Here is a 14242-nt window from a genome sequence, read left to right as displayed (position 1 = left end):
TTCTCCTAGGATGGTTTCGGTGCCAGCAGGCGAAGCACGTAGGTGTCTGCGCGTTGCCAGCGGCGGTTCTGGTCCTGTACCGGGGGACCCTGCAGGGTACGGCGCGAGAGTAGAACACCCTGCCCTGCGGTCAGTTCGTAATGGGATCGGTCATGTAGAGCGGCGAAGATCGCGCCGGCGTCCCGGTCAAGCTGCGCGGCGTCCCACGGATCCGAGCGGCACACCACCAGCAGCGACACGCGCGGGTTAGCGTCGTCGTCGCGTTCATCAGCGGTCACCGTGATCCCCACCGCCCGGTCCGGCTTGTCCATCATCAGGCGGGTGTAGACGGCGGGAACACCCACAGCGGCGGCCTGATCCTCCGCCGGGTCCCACACCAGCCCGAGGGAGTGAAGATACTCGGCGAGCTGGTAGTCCGCGCCGCCGTGGTCAGCGAACGCACACGGTGCAGTCATAGTGTCCCCTTGATCTGGTTGGCGATGGTCTGCAGCATCTCCCGCTGCACCGTTGCGTCAGTGGCGGGCTCCTCGAGGTACTTCGCCTGCCCACCTCGCGGGTGCCGCCACGTTGTTTCCTCATGCTGCCTAGCGGCGTAGATCAGCGAGTAGTACACGACCGCCGTGGCGCCCGCGGCGCCCTGCATGAGGGTCACGTTCGACGACCCGCGGAGGGTCCCCTCATCGATGGGGGTCTTCATCACCGCATACGACTGTAGGAGGTGTGCGGCCTGGTTGACGCCGCGTTCAGTGGCCGCCGTGACCGCCGCGCGGGCCCTATCCATGTTCAGGCGTAATTCCGTCACTTGACGTTCACCTCCACATGATCGGGTGTCATCCCCGTGCCGGACACCGAACGCCTAGCACGGATCACCTCACGCCGCGGCTTCAACCCGAACGCCGACGGCAGGGTGACCAACGCGCCCGGATCGGGCAGCGGACCATCCACCGGCCAACACAGAGTGGCCGACGCGGTGACCTCCTCCCCGTACTGGTCGGTCACCACAGTGGCGGTCGCGTTCACCGACGCCATCACCGTCGTATCCTCCCCGGGGATGATTCCACGGGCGGTGTGCCGCGGGGCGCCGTGCACGGTCACCTCGTGTGTCCACCACACGGCGAGCGGGTCAGTAGTAGATCGCGGGGAGCCCACGCAGTAGTCCTTCCGCGTCGAGGAGTGTCGTCGCCTCCGGGCACAGCCCACCACCGAGCAGTAGAGCCCGGGCGTCGTCAGCGCTGCTGGTGTCGTAGGTGACCGAGCCTCCGTTGATCGACGACGAACGCACCACTGCTGGCTGTGTCACCCCGCCGGTGAACACCTCCGACTCGAGGCCGGCGGTGCAGATCGCGGCGACCTGCGCGCACGTTGCGTTCCTGAATGCCTCCTCCACGTCATTGTCCTTCGGCAGACCAGCCGGGGTGGTGTCGTAGATCGCGCGGCGCGTCGCGTTACGGATCGTCGCAGAGGCCATACGGATCAGCCGCACGAGGACCTGATCGTCCTCCGGGAGCTCAACCGCGTGCGCGTACTCGCGGACCTGTGTCGGGGTCGCGTAGACCAGCATCATCGTTCCTAACTCTTGATGATCCCGCGGTCCCTCAAGACGGCAAGGATCTGGTTTGTGGTGGGGTCGTCTCCGTCGGGGATGGCGGGTGCCGCGGCGGGTGGGAGCATCCGGCGGCACCACTGCGCCTGCAGTGTCTGCAGCCACGGCGAGGGCGGACCCGCGTACGGGTTCGTCTCGAGTGGGCGTTCAGGATCGAAATGCCCATCCGTGAGGTAGACGTGCGCGACGTGCGACGTTTCGGCTTTCGCCAGCACCGCCCGCGCCTGCTCCTCGGTCGTCACGTCGTGGATGACGTGCCAGTACTTCGTGGACGGGTACTTCCGGTAGTAGTCCGGTGTGACCCGGTAGGTGTCATCACCGGCGAGGTACCGTTCCGCGGCCTGCTCGTACACCATGAGCGTGTCCGCGGCATGCACCATCCCCTCGACCGTATTGGCCCCTGGGTTGGCGACCACGTAGAACTCGGGCCCGAACCGCTTTTTGATCTTCCCGTACAGCTCCACGTAGCCGGCGACCTTCGATTCCTGATCGCCCCACCCGTTCACTGCCTCGTCGAGGAACACCCCGGCCACGCCGTACCAGTCGATGTGGTGCTGGATCTCCGTCAGGATCTCACTGTGCTTTCGGGTCCCCCAGTGGGTGAGGACGTAGCCGATGACGAACGCACCAGACGCCCTGGCAATGGCGGCCTGCTTCGCAAAGTCCTCGTCCTTCTTCGCGCCCGCGCCGGAGGACACGTTGATGATCACCAGCCCCATCACGTCCGACTCCGTGAGGACCTTCTTCCACTTCGATTCATCGCCGTTGTAGAAGTCCGCCCACCAGTACGTGACCGGCGAGTAGTAGCGGCCAGCGGCGTCGAACCGGTCCCGCTTGTAGATGTGGGAGGAGAGTACGCCGTCCTCGATGTGAGTGAGGCGTTCCGCGGAGAGTGGCGTCCCCCCGTCGGGGCCGTTCACCCAGTTCTGCTTCGAGTACATCTGTGATCCTTCGTGTAGGTAGTGGAATGGCCCCGCCCCGGGAGTAGTCGGGGCGGGGCCATCAGGTCACCGGCTATCGGGGAACACCGCCGGTGAAGGGTAGAGCCCGGCGCCCGGAACCCCGGGCCCGGGGGAGGGCATCTAAGCCCCAGCGGCGGGATCCTCGACCTTGGCCTCGAGGGTGGCGAACGCCTCGGGGTAGAACACCTTGCCGCCGAAGATCATCAGGCCCTTCACGAGATCAGCGAACCGCTTCTCCTCGCGCATCGTCTCGACCTTGTTGATCTGCGCGGCGAACGAGAACCCACCGGCGACACCGGCACACAGGACCTCGTTCTGCCCGGTGCCCTTCGGGAGGTTGTTCGATAGCAGAACGTCGAACCCGGTGGCGCGGCCGACGATGCCGTTCCGCAGCCCCTCGGAGGTCCCGGAGCCATCGACGCGGGTGAACCGGGGATCCATGAGGAGCGCCGAGTAGGTCTGCGGCCCGACGACCACGAACCGTCCCTCTCGGGTCACAGATTCCGTGTTGAGTGCCAGGTCGAGCTGGTTCAGTGCCTTGTACGCGGTGATCTGCCCGGCACCAGCCGTCGCGGGATCGTCGTTGACGATCTTCGTGGCGCCGATCTTCTTCTTCGCGTTGTCCTTGATCAGCTTGCCGATGAACGAATCGACGCTCATGGACAGCGCCATTGCGGCCTTCTTCGTCGCCGGGTCCTTGAGCGGTCCGGCGGCCTGCAGCGCGGTCACATCCTCGACGCGGAACGCGAAGTACTCGCCCTGGTCGATCTTGTAGGCATTGTCGGTGACCGTGAGATCCTCGATCTCGATGTCCTGGTTAGCGTCGTAGGGCTTGATCGTCGGGGTGCCGATGCTGGACACATGGACGGTGTCGCCCTGGCGCTGGATCTCGCCGAGGTATTCGCGGTTCGCGGTGAGCTTGTCCGCGAACACCGATGCCTTCTCGAACGGATCCATGATGGCGGCGGCCCAAATCTCGGGGCGGAAACCGGTGACGGTGGAGGTGGTGATAGCCATGTGAAACTCCTAGATAGATGTGGCTAGGCGACGCGGCCCTCGGCCACGGCCTTGTTGATTCCTGCCCAGTCGCCGGCCTTCGCCATACGGTCGAGGTCCTCGGCGGTGAGCATCTTCGGGTCCTGCTCGGGGGCAGGGTTCTTGGCCTGGCCGGAACTGCGGGCTACCACCTGGGTGCGCAGATTCGGGTGGGCCTCCACCGTCGCCGAGACGAGCTCCTCCACCTGGGAGGAGAAGTCATCAGCGTCGGGGTCGAGATCCGAGAGTTTCCCGGACCCCTTGAGGTAGTCGGTGAGAATGTCCGTGTCGGCGCCGGCCTTCGCAGCGGCGGCGCTGACGAGGTTCGTGGTCTGAACCTCACGCAGTCGGGCGTTCAGCTGGTCGCGTTCGGCGGCGAGCGCCTTGAGACGGTCCTCCGGGGACTCGTCCTCTGCTGCTCCGCCTCCGGTGAGGGACGCCAGCCCCTTGAGGATCTTGTCCTGCTGGGCCTTCACCTGTGCCAGCTCACGTTCACGTTCCCGCGCACGGGTCCGGTACTTCGCCGCTTCTTGCCGCAGCTTGCTGATCTCGGGGCTGGCGTCCTGGTCCTCGGCACCCTCCCGGGCGTCGGGGCTGTCCACGGGTGCCGTGCTGGTTGAGTCGCCGCCTGCCTGTGGTGCGCCGGTGTCAGGCGTGGATGCTTCGGTGCCCGTCTCATCGGCGGTTTCAGTGGGGGCGGTCGTCTCGGACATCGGCTTCTCCTGTGCTGGTTCTCGGGTAGGCCCCGGGACCACCCCGGGACTCGCCCGCACTGTCACACACACCCCCCTGCGGTCAGTTTTCGGAAGTCCCACGCGCCCCTATCCACGGGCGTTTAGACCTGCCACGAACACCACGTCGTACCTGCTCACGGTCGTATCTACGAGTCAGTATCTTGTGGGAATCGAGATGTGCGCGCTGTTCCGCCTGCCAATACGCGATACGACTATCCGCACGGCCTTCTGTCTCTGGTGTGAGCGCCGCAGCCTTGCGGCGTTTCCACCGCCGGATGTGCCGCTCGATCTGCCGTTGCCGCTGCTGCGCGACATACACCTCGCCGTCACGCTCCGGGTGCACCGGCGGCTTCATCCCAGGAATGAACGCGGTGTCCACATGCCTGCAGTTCGGATGGTGGTAGCCAGCTTCGATGGCCTCCTGCATCGTCGCGTACACGTCGACAGTCACGTCCCGGCGTTCAATCGGCGAGTACACGGTGCGCGGGCCGGCAGGCCCAGACAGCGCCAACACGCGGCCCTGATACGGGGCGCACTGTGGCGACGACCCGGGGTGGGAAGAAGTCATTACGAGATCTATACCGGCGGCCTGCATCCCCGCGATTCTGCCGGCGTTCATCGCCCTGGAACGTGCTGTACGGAGCGCCATGTCCACATACGAGTCGAGTGACCAGCGGTTCCCGGCTGAATCTCGGAATGCGTCGATCCCACGATCAGCGAACATGTCCAACGCCTGCTGTGCCGCGCGTAGGTTCGTACTCCCGGACACGAGAGCACGGCTGGTGGCTGCCCGCATCACCCGACGGAACGTATCGTCGACGCTACGCAACACCGAGTACTTCGCAGCCGACAACGCCTCCACGGTTTCGAGCGCCAGTGACTCGGCCGCGCGAGTGGGCACCGCAGTCGGGGCCTCGCCGGCCCCGGCACGGTACGCCGTCGTGTACTCGTCGATGATCGACCCGTAGACGAGAGGAGTCGCGCCAGATTCGATCTCGCGGAGATACCGGCGAGCGGCGCGCATCACTCGCTGTAGGTCCTGCAGCTGCTCCCAGTGGAACGTGGCTGTCCCGTACGCCCTCTTGCGTGTGAGTTCTGCGACGAGTTCGATCAGGTACGTCTCGGCGTCACGGTAGGCGGCGAGGATCTGGCGTGTCTGCCAGGAGTCCACAGGTCACCTCCTAGCCGTCGATGGCACGGAACGGGTGCTGGTCGATTCCCGTCAGCAGAGGATCAACCTGGATACCCTGCTCGGCCTTGATGCGGGCGACTTCTTCGTCCTTCTGTTCCTGAGTCCACTCGGGATGCATCCGGTCGACGGCGTACTCGGTAGATGCGGCGCCGGCGTCCCGGTAGGCGGCCACGGTGCGGGCCTTGTCCAGCTCGGTGTCCTCCACCGGGTAGAACATGGCGACGTCGACGGGTTTCTCCGCTCCCTGGTAATCATTGAGGACGCCGTCGAGTGCGGACCATGCAGTGAGGAGGTCCGACAGGCCGGCGCGCCACATGCGGGCCTTCGCTTTCCACGTCTTGAGGGTCTTGGCGGAGCGGGCGGTGATCTCTGTCGCTGTCGTCGCGGTACCACCTGAGGTGTCGTGCCCGACGGTGAACTCGGACAGGCCGACGGCGTCGAACACCTCGCGCTGCGCGCGGTCCAGAGCGGCGGAGTACTCGGCGACCCGGAGCTGGAACTGCACCATCTCCACACGGCCCTCGGCATTCGGGGAGCCCGACTGCGCCAGGGTGAACACGTCGCGGTTCCAGTTGAACCCCAGGCCGTTACCGGCGCCGAGGTTGTCGAGGTATTCCTCCGATACGAGGAGCCGCCCTCGGGCGATGTCCACCTCGTGACTGAGCTCCGTCCAGAACTTGTCGATCGTGGCCCACAGGTCACCGCCACGGCTGACGTCCGACAGGCCGAGGTTCCTGAGCTGCGGGTGCTTTCTCCACGCGGGGTTGCCGTCGACGTTGGGGATCATCACCGCGGTCAGCCGGTCTATCCCGGTGGTGATGGATGCCTCCTCGTCGAGGATGTCTGCGAGGTAGGCGGTGTCCGGGTGGTCGGTGACCGGCACGAGCCGCCCGAGGTTACCCGAGTCGCCCTGGTACAGGCCGTAGGTGATGCGGCCCCGGGAGTGGCGCTGCAGCAGCCGCCATACTGCCTGGTGCTTGCCGTCGGGATCCGGGTATACGTCCCAGAACGTGATCGCGACCGGGCGACTGTTGGCCCACTCCACCCATCCCTGGTCAGCGTCGACCCATTCGATCCACGGTGAGGGCTGCACGTCGAGGTTCCACACGATGCGGCCGAAGGTCCACCCCAGCCCGGCGCAGTACGTTGCGGCTCGGTGGAGATCGGAGGCGAACCGGTCGGTGGACGTCAGCGCCGCGAGAGCATCCTCCGCGGGTGTGCGGTCCTCCCCGTCGGCGGACTTCTCCTCAGCATGCACGGTGATCGCCGGGGGAGTACCGACGAGGATGTTCGCTGATTCCACGGCGAGTTCGTGGGGGAGGGGGAGGTGCTTGGGGATGGTTGCGTTCCCGGTGCGCGGCGCTGGCCTGCCGAGGATGCCGCGGGCTGCGGCCCCTGCGATGCCTCCGTTGTACTGCAGGGGGATCTGTACCGGGGCGGGTTCGTGGCTTTCGACGATGCGGGACAGTTCTCTGGTGTCGCCGGTGAGCCATGCGCTGTCCTGTTTGACCTGGTCCAGTGCGGCGCGGATAGGCGCGGGCGGCCATTCGGTGTGCTGCGCTGGCATCGGCACGGCGGGTACTCCATCTACACAGGGGGCGGGGTTTCTCGTAGATGGTGCCCGATAGGGGTGTGCGGTCAGTGCAGTGTGTTGATGTGCGTACTGGTGCGCGTTTGGTGTATGCTCGGTGGTGCGACGATTCGGTCACTGGGAACGTCGTATCGCCTGAGCCCCCTCACCGTTTCCGCCCTCCTTAGCGGTGTGGGGGCTTAGTGCTGTCCTGGCTGGCCGGTACCCTCAGTGCATGGACTTGGAGACGTTCGTAACCGCATATGGACCTGTCATCGTCGGCCTTATATCCGTGGGATCCGGCGTATGGATCAACTGCCGCAACAACAAAAGAGCGGACGACCGCCGAGCTGATGACCAAAAAGCAGCGGACGAACGCCGCAACAAAGACAGAGCACATGCTGACGCTCTACTCACACAGCAGCTCAAAGCCAGAGACCAAGAACGCGCAGAAGAACGCGAAGAACGATCGATGGAACGCCAACGTATCGCGGTCGCTAGGTTCGTCAGCAAATACATGGAGACGCTTCATATCGCGACAAAGGAATACAACGCGGCGCCGCAACCGGACACCCTCACAGTAGACACACCCGCACAGTTTCAGCCCACCCAAAAGGGAGCGGAGTACTTCTACCGTACGGTTCAGCAACACTGGAATGCCCTCGACCTAGAGATATCCGAACCAGTTGTAAGGGAGGCAATGCGCGAGTTCCATGAACCATTCGTCGTGTGCAAAATGTTGGCTCTACGCTCGGGCCCGTTCTTGGCACTGGGAGAGTGGGACCCAGAGAACAACCTCATGGATGCATACAAGGCAAAGGACTCCTTCAAACGTGGATTTCCACCTCCCGAGGTGCTTGAGGAATCGTTGGGTGAGATAGTCAAAGCCGCCAGAAAGCACCTCAGGCCGGAGGAATGAACCTCCGCCACACGCCCCGATTTGAATGCACCGTGTACCTGAGCGCGTCACAGTGGTCGTCGTTCTCCTTGATCGGAGCATCCCGGCCCCGGGCGGCGGCCTTGTCGTCCCACCTGTAGCCCGGGATCTCCCGAATCAACTCCCCGCACTCGGTACTGATCCGCAGATCACCAGACACCAGCAGCGAGTCCACAGTGCGGATCCCATCAACGACCGCGTTGTCCGCGGCGTGACTCGGCAGGCGGCGGCTCTTCAACTCCTCCCGGAACGAGGCGGCCGCCGGGTCCACATACAGGTCCCGCGGCACTGCAGGTAGCCCAGCCAGCCATGTCTCCAACGAGTCCGCGAGCTCCCCATCCGTCAGGCGGCGGCGTTTCCCGCCCACCGTGTTCGGGGACCACTCGTGTGTGATGTAGAGGCGTTGATCCTCACCCATCGCGAGGACATACCCGGCGGTGGGGTGGTTCGTGCCGTAGTCGATCCCTACCGAGAGGTAGTGGGCGATCCGGGGGATCTTCTCCGGGGCGATGGTCATGGCCGTCGGGTCCCACTGCTCGTAGATCGCGCCCTCGGCGGCCACCCACTCCCCGAGGACATAGCGGCGGTAGAACACGCCGGTGTAGAGGCGGGGGAGACGTTTCACGAACGATGCTGGGAGGGTGGGGTTCTCGGTGAGGAGGAGCTTCTCGACGTGGATGTCGGGGTCTGTGTCGGCTTTGTCGATCCACTCGGTTTTCAGGTAGTGGGCGGATTGGCCGGGGTTGCAGGTGACCAGCATCGTGGAGGTGTCCATCGACAGGCGGGTGATCATCATGTCCCAGAACGACCGCGGCCAGTTCGTGGCTTCGTCGCCGAGACAGTACGCCACGGTCATGCCCTGAATCCTCTGCCAGGAGGTTTCGTCGTTCGCGCCGACGACGTTGATTTCCTTCCCGAAGATCCGGGCGGTGCCGCCATTCTCCCGGTAGGTGATGTATGGGGCGACGGCCGCGAACGCCGGCTCACTCAACAACGGGCGGAAGATGTTGCGCCACACCGTGCCCAGGGTGAGCCCGACAACGAGGACGGTTCCCTGCCCGTCCCAGCCCGCGATCTTGTAGAGCAGCCACCACAGGGACGCGTGGGTCTTGCCGGAGCGCACGGACCCGTACCAGATGTTGACTGCGGCGGTGGATCGGCGGAGGGCGAGTTTCTGGCGTGGTGATAGGCCCGTGGGGGCCACTATGCGTCGCTCTCTGGGCTGTCTGTGTCGAGGACCATCGTTTCGAATTGCTGTCGGATGACGTCGGCAACGTTGATGGATGCGTCGATCTTCATGTTGTCGAGGCCGAGGAGGCGGGCGCGGCGTTCGCTGATTTTGAGGACGCGGTCGACGGCGTTGACGTCGCCTTGGATGGCGGCTTGCCAGACTGCGTGTTGGAGTTTGTCGAGGCGGGCGCATTCGATGGTGCGGAGTTCGTCGGCTTCTTCGCGGGGGATTTCGCGGATTTCTTTGGAGATGAGTCGGTAGGCGGTGGATTTGTCGCAGCCGAGTTGTTGGCCGATTTGGTCGAAGGTGGCGCCGGTGAGGCGGAGGGCGAGGGCTTGGCGGCGGCGTTCGGCTTGTTCGATGGCGCGGGAGTTTGCTTTGGGGTGCATGGTTCTCCTTCCGCGCTGTGGGTTGTTTTGCGCGTTCGTGTGTTGCGGTTTGTGGGTTTATTGTGGCTGGGTTTGTGTGTGGTCGGTTGTGGGTAGGTTGATGGGTATGGATATTCCGGCGTGGGTTTCTGCGGGTGTGGCGGTGGGGTCGTTTGTGCTGGCGTTGTGGTCGGCGTGGAGTGCGAGGGGGAGGGCGAAGGCCGCGGAGGCATCTGCAGAGCGTTCTGAGCGGATTGCTGAGGAGGCTATGGATGCGGCGAGACGCGCTGCTGATTCGCAGGAGCGCATGTCGCTGGCTATCTCCCCTCTGTGGCGGCTGGAGCAGACCTGGCTAGGGCTCGCAGTGATAAACCAGACGGGACACGTTGCAAAAGACTTGGTTGTTTTAATTGGCGGTCACGAGTGGGCGAAGAAGCCCGTGGTTGAGAGAGGAGGGCACTTTATACTGTCCGGTATTCCGACTCGCGGGCTGGGCGTGTACGACGACATCCATATCTATTGGGTTGCCTCTGATGGGGAGGAACATGACTGGTCTGGGTGGCTTCCTGGGCCATCGTCTAGGTCGAAGAACCCCTTCGGGAAATCCAGGGGTGAGGATTAGTTGTCTCCGGATATGTCGGGGCTGCTGGGCGTGTGGGTGGGCTCCGTTTGATGCGCTGGTTTTACGTAGATGGTCGCCTAGGTGGGGGTTGAGGGTTGCTAATTCGTGGATTGGTGTAAACCGTTGTGGGGGAGGCCATGTGCGCTACCGCCACCGCCATGGTACGTAAACCCGCTGTTCAGAAATATGTTTTGAGACGTTGAACGGGACCGGTGGTGCGTAGGTGGGGGTGGCTGGCTCTATGCTTGTCGCATGTCTCAAAGTGTTGTCTCATTATTGGTCTCAATCATTGCTCTTATCGGCGTGCTTATCGCGACGGGGTGGAACAACAAGGCGGCTGACCGGCGCCGCCGTGAAGATCAAGTGGCCGAAGATGCTAGGCGTAAAGCCGACGACGACCGGCGGGAACGGGAACGGCGAGAACAATTACAACGTGAAGATTGGGAACGACAACGCCGGGCAGTGGCCGATTGTGTACGGGAAATTACCAAGTCGTCCAAGCTTGCGAGTGAGCGTATTCTAGCGGTTTATTTCCAGGGAAGCGCAGGCACTAAAGAGGGAAAATGGTTTAAGTCTGAGGAACTTAGAAAGTTCAATATTGAGGCTGTTGATCAATTGGTTTTGCTAGATATTGAGATAACACAAAATCGTGTAAGACAACAATTGTATGCGCTGTGGGAACAGCTTGAGAGAGACTACTCGCCGCTGGTGGAAGCGCAAAAACGCGGTGGGTCAGAGTGGGTTGATATATCCGACGCAATGACGCCCTTGAGTGACTTGGCTCTACAGGAAATTAGAAATCTAACGATTATTGCTCGTGAGGCGTTTCTGGAGTGTCCCGAAAGTGTGGAAAACTGTTCAGTAAAGCCAGTAGGCCTTAAGGGTTTTAACAAAGAAACACAAGCCGAAAAAGACAACAACTGCAGATAGGGAAAGACCACCGACTAAGGAAATCCAAGTGTAAGTGTCGGGGCGGTAGTCTATTCCCAAGCGGCTAGTCGTCTAGCTAGTAGCCCATTCTAGTAGTCGAAAACGGCTAGGCTGGTGGTGTCGCTTCGACCGTTTCGGTTATCGACGGTGATGGTTCCGGGGTTTCGTTGTAGCGGGCCGCAATGTGGGTGCTGTTCATGATGTGATCCTTTCGCGGTGCAGGTGTGTATGGTGTTCCTCCGGTGGCGCGGAGGAGGGTCTGGTGGATCTCTGCCCAGTGGTCGAGGTCGTCGGTGTCGGGTGTCATTCGGTTCCCCTGGTGGTGGTGTAGCCGGCGGCGTGTCGGGCTTGCTCGTAGGCGTCGGCTTGTTCGGCGGCGGTTCGGGTGGGGCCGTCGGGTGGTGTGTAGTCGCGGAATCGGCGGGTGATGTCGGGGCCGCCGTGGGGGGAGTGGACGGTGACGGTGATGGTCATGGGGTTCTCCTGTCTGTGGCGAGGGGCCGGTACGCCCATACCGGGCCGGGTGCGCCTGGAACATCGGGGTAGTAGAAGCGGGCGCGTTGTACGTGTCGTAGCCAGCGCCGCCCGTGTTGTTCTGTCTGCACGGGCCGCCAAGCAAACCAGCGGTGCCAGGGCCCGTAGCTGCTCATCACTGGTCGCTCGTGTAGTTGATGAGGTTGGGGTCGAGGCCGAGGGATCGCAGCCGCTCCGATTGTTTGCGTTCCAGCCGCTCGTTGTAGTCTTCGCGGATGCTGGCGACTTCCTCGAAGTCTCTTTCGTGCGTATCGACTGCTGCTATCGCGAGGCCTGCGGCGAACGTCCCTGTGACGGCGGCGATGACGGTGAACGTCGTGAGGGCGTCGCCACGGTCGTGCCCACTAGAGACGTACGCTGCGGCGGTGGCCGATGTGGTGATGAATGTGGCGAGCAGTACCGGCACGGCGACGATGATGTGGCCCCTGCGCGCACGGGCATGGGCGCGACGATATTCACTGGTCGGCGGGTGCTTCACGTAGGTCACTGGTCGCTCCTTGTTGTGGGTGGTTCGTCACTGTGGTGGAAAATCACGCCTTCGATGGGGCCGATCAACGGGCGTGTCTCGAATGTGCGTTGCTGCAGGGCGGCAAGCTGTTTCCCTGTCTCTTTCTCATTGATGAAGATGCGGATCTCGGTTTCCAGCAGTAAGAGGACATTGATCAGGGTGACGGCGGCGAGCACCCCAGCGACAGCGAATATCCCGGTCATTGGTGGTTCCTGTCTTCGGGGAGTCGGTAGGTCCACCTCGCGGGGAGCCCTTCGGGGTAGAAGCGGGCGCGCTCTAGGGTTTGGAGCCAGCGCCAGCCGTACTGGTTGCTCCACACTGGGCGCCAAGCGAACCACCTGTGCCAGGGTCCGACGGGGCCAGAAACGAGAATGTGCACGGCTAGTTCTTTCCGGTGGAGCCGAAGCCGCCGGTCCCGCGCTCGGTTTCACCCAGAGCGGCGGGGTCCGTGACGCGGGTGATCGACAGTTTCGGGATCGGGGAGACGAGGAGCTGGCAGATGCGGTCGCCGCGCTGGATCTCCACCTGGGCAGGGATGTCGATGAGTGCACGCACGGGGCCGCGGTAGCCGGCGTCGATGATGCCGATGCCGTTTGCGAGGCGGAGGCCCATCTTTGAGGCGGCGGATGATCGGATGGCGAGGAGTCCGGTGTGTTCTTCGGGGATGGCGACCTGGACGCCGAGGTCGACGAACCGGGTGCGGGGTGTGAGGGACATGCGGATGGTGGCGGCAGATCTCAGGTCGATCCCGGCGTCGCCCTCGCGCGCGGGGCGGAGGTCTTTGGGGCCGTAGAGGTCGGGGTCAGCGTAGAAAGCGAGGTCAGGCATCGGGGTCCTCCGGTGAGTTGATGTGGCAGTGGGCGGCGAGCTGCAGCATCCCCAGCAGTGTCGACGTCGGCAGACTGTCCGACATGACGAGGTTGATCTCCTCGGTTTCGTCGCACGCGTGCCGGCGGGTAACCAGCACGTAATCCACCGTGCCGGGGGCGTCTGATCCGGGTTCCTGGTAGATGGCGTCGCACACGCGGGTGAGGATGCCGTCCAGGTCGTCGAGGTCGATGGGTTCACTGCTCACTCGGGTGCTCCATCCAGTAGGTGAGTTCGATCCACATGGCGGGCTTCTCGCCCCGCTGGTGCCGGTGGATGATCGGCTCGGGTTTCGCCATGTATGCGGGGATGTCGTCGGGGACGAGGCCGTGCCCGGGGAGCTTCGATGTGCCGCCGGCGAGCCCGTCGCAGATCGGCTTGAGGGTGGCGACGAGGTTGTCGGTGTCGCGGCGCCGGTTGTCCTTGGGGAGGTAGTGGAGCTGCACGATGCAGTAGGCGGCGCCCTGGGGGAGCCGGTGGGAGCGGGCCAGCCAGCGGATGGTGTCGATGATCTCGCGGTTCTTCGCGGACTTGGCGTGCATCGCGCCGCGGCCGAGGCCCCGGTCATTCATCGACAGTGGGGGAGCAGGCCATGGTAGCGGGATGTGCACCGCGACAGCGTTGGCAGTAGCCGCGTCCGTGGTGCATGACGTGCCCCGGTGGGGGCAGTGTCTTGCGGGACCAGGGGACCATCGGTGTGTGGCAGCGTCGGCAGCTCGGAGGGGGAACGGGCCGGGGGATCCGGTCGCGGTATGTGGGGCGTTCGACTCCGGCGATGCGGGCGAGGGCTTCTGCGGTGGCGTCGTCGCCTGAGCAGTGGATGCCGGCTTGGATGACTCCGGTCGCTGGACGGGTGTAGTGGCCGTCGAGGCTGTCGCCTCCGTGGAGGGCTTGTCGTGCGCAGTCTTTGAGGAGTGGGCAGGTGTGGCAGGTGCGGATCGCTTCGCGGGTGGCTTGTGGGTCGTGTTCGGGGTCTGTGTAGGCGCGTTTTCGCGTGCAGGGGGGCCGTCTGTGGTCGGGCACAAGGGGTGGCGTCTCCGGTGGTGCGGGGTGGGGTGTTTATCTCATTCTCGCACTCGTCGGGGGTGGGGGTGGTATGAGAAAACCACCCGCGCTGTATGTGTCTAGTGGACACTATCGGGGGTGGTT

Annotated in this window: 20 protein-coding genes; 3 read left to right on the top strand and 17 right to left on the bottom strand. The window is 63.8% G+C overall.

From position 1 onward, the window contains the following. Window positions 1-5 precede the first annotated feature (5 nt). From KRX55_RS01745 to KRX55_RS01705, 9 genes are all read right to left on the bottom strand, one after another. Window positions 6-455, bottom strand: coding sequence for a minor capsid protein (locus KRX55_RS01745; RefSeq protein WP_218406129.1), 450 nt, complete (start codon window positions 453-455; stop codon window positions 6-8). Continuing rightward, window positions 452-802: an HK97 gp10 family phage protein gene (locus tag KRX55_RS01740; RefSeq protein WP_218406128.1), complete on the bottom strand. Its 351-nt coding sequence runs from the start codon at window positions 800-802 to the stop codon at window positions 452-454. The genes KRX55_RS01745 and KRX55_RS01740 overlap by 4 nt, the downstream gene beginning before the upstream one ends. After that, the gene (locus KRX55_RS11765; protein ID WP_255567453.1) at window positions 799-1020 is read right to left on the bottom strand and encodes a hypothetical protein; all 222 of its coding nucleotides are present in this window, start codon (window positions 1018-1020) and stop codon (window positions 799-801) included. The genes KRX55_RS01740 and KRX55_RS11765 overlap by 4 nt, the downstream gene beginning before the upstream one ends. A gap of 103 nt (window positions 1021-1123) precedes the next feature. Further along, window positions 1124-1564, bottom strand: a complete 441-nt coding sequence (locus KRX55_RS01730; protein WP_218406126.1) for a hypothetical protein — start codon at window positions 1562-1564, stop codon at window positions 1124-1126. 5 nt (window positions 1565-1569) lie between these two features. Continuing rightward, window positions 1570-2544 (bottom strand): spherulation-specific family 4 protein, encoded by a 975-nt coding sequence (locus KRX55_RS01725; protein ID WP_218406125.1) that lies wholly within the window; start codon window positions 2542-2544, stop codon window positions 1570-1572. A gap of 141 nt (window positions 2545-2685) precedes the next feature. Continuing rightward, complete coding sequence (locus tag KRX55_RS01720; protein ID WP_218406124.1) at window positions 2686-3582, bottom strand: phage capsid protein; 897 nt, start codon at window positions 3580-3582, stop codon at window positions 2686-2688. Between the two features lie 23 nt (window positions 3583-3605). Beyond that, window positions 3606-4313 (bottom strand): hypothetical protein, encoded by a 708-nt coding sequence (locus tag KRX55_RS01715; protein ID WP_218406123.1) that lies wholly within the window; start codon window positions 4311-4313, stop codon window positions 3606-3608. Between the two features lie 82 nt (window positions 4314-4395). Continuing rightward, a complete protein-coding gene (locus tag KRX55_RS01710; RefSeq protein WP_218406122.1) occupies window positions 4396-5505 on the bottom strand; it encodes a phage minor capsid protein in 1110 nt (369 codons plus the stop codon). A gap of 10 nt (window positions 5506-5515) precedes the next feature. After that, a complete protein-coding gene (locus KRX55_RS01705) occupies window positions 5516-7093 on the bottom strand; it encodes a phage portal protein (protein WP_218406121.1) in 1578 nt (525 codons plus the stop codon). A gap of 238 nt (window positions 7094-7331) precedes the next feature. Here KRX55_RS01705 and KRX55_RS01700 point away from each other — a divergent pair, with 238 nt between their 5' ends. Beyond that, entirely contained in the window at window positions 7332-8015 is a 684-nt protein-coding gene (locus KRX55_RS01700; RefSeq protein WP_218406120.1) for a hypothetical protein, read from the top strand. On the opposite strand, the gene KRX55_RS01695 is transcribed toward KRX55_RS01700, so the two are convergent. Next, entirely contained in the window at window positions 7999-9237 is a 1239-nt protein-coding gene (locus tag KRX55_RS01695) for a PBSX family phage terminase large subunit (protein WP_370625726.1), read from the bottom strand. The two genes, KRX55_RS01700 and KRX55_RS01695, sit on opposite strands and share 17 nt — an antisense overlap. Next, window positions 9237-9653 carry a helix-turn-helix domain-containing protein gene (locus KRX55_RS11760; protein WP_255567452.1) on the bottom strand — a complete coding sequence of 139 codons (417 nt, stop codon included), beginning with the start codon at window positions 9651-9653 and terminating at the stop codon, window positions 9237-9239. The genes KRX55_RS01695 and KRX55_RS11760 overlap by 1 nt, the downstream gene beginning before the upstream one ends. A gap of 106 nt (window positions 9654-9759) precedes the next feature. Here KRX55_RS11760 and KRX55_RS01690 point away from each other — a divergent pair, with 106 nt between their 5' ends. Both KRX55_RS01690 and KRX55_RS01685 read left to right on the top strand, forming a co-directional pair. Further along, on the top strand, window positions 9760-10254 hold the full coding sequence (locus tag KRX55_RS01690; RefSeq protein ID WP_218406118.1) for a hypothetical protein: 495 nt from the start codon (window positions 9760-9762) through the stop codon (window positions 10252-10254). Between the two features lie 252 nt (window positions 10255-10506). After that, window positions 10507-11184 (top strand): hypothetical protein, encoded by a 678-nt coding sequence (locus tag KRX55_RS01685; protein ID WP_218406117.1) that lies wholly within the window; start codon window positions 10507-10509, stop codon window positions 11182-11184. A 303-nt stretch (window positions 11185-11487) separates the two neighbouring features. Here KRX55_RS01685 and KRX55_RS01680 read toward each other — a convergent pair whose 3' ends face one another. The 6 genes from KRX55_RS01680 to KRX55_RS01655 form a co-directional block, all read right to left on the bottom strand. After that, entirely contained in the window at window positions 11488-11658 is a 171-nt protein-coding gene (locus tag KRX55_RS01680; protein ID WP_218406116.1) for a hypothetical protein, read from the bottom strand. Between the two features lie 175 nt (window positions 11659-11833). Further along, the gene (locus KRX55_RS01675; RefSeq protein WP_218406115.1) at window positions 11834-12205 is read right to left on the bottom strand and encodes a hypothetical protein; all 372 of its coding nucleotides are present in this window, start codon (window positions 12203-12205) and stop codon (window positions 11834-11836) included. Beyond that, the gene (locus tag KRX55_RS01670) at window positions 12202-12429 is read right to left on the bottom strand and encodes a hypothetical protein (RefSeq protein ID WP_218406114.1); all 228 of its coding nucleotides are present in this window, start codon (window positions 12427-12429) and stop codon (window positions 12202-12204) included. The genes KRX55_RS01675 and KRX55_RS01670 overlap by 4 nt, the downstream gene beginning before the upstream one ends. Before the next feature lie 178 nt (window positions 12430-12607). After that, window positions 12608-13054: a dUTP diphosphatase gene (locus tag KRX55_RS01665; protein WP_218406113.1), complete on the bottom strand. Its 447-nt coding sequence runs from the start codon at window positions 13052-13054 to the stop codon at window positions 12608-12610. Continuing rightward, window positions 13047-13301, bottom strand: a complete 255-nt coding sequence (locus tag KRX55_RS01660; protein WP_218406112.1) for a hypothetical protein — start codon at window positions 13299-13301, stop codon at window positions 13047-13049. The genes KRX55_RS01665 and KRX55_RS01660 overlap by 8 nt, the downstream gene beginning before the upstream one ends. Beyond that, entirely contained in the window at window positions 13291-13665 is a 375-nt protein-coding gene (locus KRX55_RS01655; RefSeq protein ID WP_218406111.1) for a hypothetical protein, read from the bottom strand. The genes KRX55_RS01660 and KRX55_RS01655 overlap by 11 nt, the downstream gene beginning before the upstream one ends. Window positions 13666-14242: the final 577 nt, after the last annotated feature.

Source organism: Corynebacterium sp. TAE3-ERU16 (assembly GCF_019209935.1).
Taxonomy (GTDB): domain Bacteria; phylum Actinomycetota; class Actinomycetes; order Mycobacteriales; family Mycobacteriaceae; genus Corynebacterium; species Corynebacterium antarcticum.
Note: the sequence above shows the minus strand (reverse complement) of the source record. Positions and strands in the feature narration are given on the sequence as shown.

Excerpts from the sequence above, each read along its gene's own strand:
- KRX55_RS01745 (WP_218406129.1), bottom strand. The coding sequence starts at position 455 with ATGACTGCACCGTGTGCGTTCGCTGACCACGGCGGCGCGGACTACCAG.
- KRX55_RS01690 (WP_218406118.1), top strand. The coding sequence starts at position 9,760 with ATGGATATTCCGGCGTGGGTTTCTGCGGGTGTGGCGGTGGGGTCGTTT.
- KRX55_RS01725 (WP_218406125.1), bottom strand. The coding sequence starts at position 2,544 with ATGTACTCGAAGCAGAACTGGGTGAACGGCCCCGACGGGGGGACGCCA.
- KRX55_RS01705 (WP_218406121.1), bottom strand. The coding sequence starts at position 7,093 with ATGCCAGCGCAGCACACCGAATGGCCGCCCGCGCCTATCCGCGCCGCA.
- KRX55_RS01715 (WP_218406123.1), bottom strand. The coding sequence starts at position 4,313 with ATGTCCGAGACGACCGCCCCCACTGAAACCGCCGATGAGACGGGCACC.
- KRX55_RS01685 (WP_218406117.1), top strand. The coding sequence starts at position 10,507 with ATGTCTCAAAGTGTTGTCTCATTATTGGTCTCAATCATTGCTCTTATC.
- KRX55_RS01670 (WP_218406114.1), bottom strand. The coding sequence starts at position 12,429 with ATGACCGGGATATTCGCTGTCGCTGGGGTGCTCGCCGCCGTCACCCTG.
- KRX55_RS11760 (WP_255567452.1), bottom strand. The coding sequence starts at position 9,653 with ATGCACCCCAAAGCAAACTCCCGCGCCATCGAACAAGCCGAACGCCGC.
- KRX55_RS01665 (WP_218406113.1), bottom strand. The coding sequence starts at position 13,054 with ATGCCTGACCTCGCTTTCTACGCTGACCCCGACCTCTACGGCCCCAAA.
- KRX55_RS01700 (WP_218406120.1), top strand. The coding sequence starts at position 7,332 with ATGGACTTGGAGACGTTCGTAACCGCATATGGACCTGTCATCGTCGGC.
- KRX55_RS01680 (WP_218406116.1), bottom strand. The coding sequence starts at position 11,658 with ATGACCATCACCGTCACCGTCCACTCCCCCCACGGCGGCCCCGACATC.
- KRX55_RS01730 (WP_218406126.1), bottom strand. The coding sequence starts at position 1,564 with ATGATGCTGGTCTACGCGACCCCGACACAGGTCCGCGAGTACGCGCAC.
- KRX55_RS01655 (WP_218406111.1), bottom strand. The coding sequence starts at position 13,665 with ATGAATGACCGGGGCCTCGGCCGCGGCGCGATGCACGCCAAGTCCGCG.
- KRX55_RS01720 (WP_218406124.1), bottom strand. The coding sequence starts at position 3,582 with ATGGCTATCACCACCTCCACCGTCACCGGTTTCCGCCCCGAGATTTGG.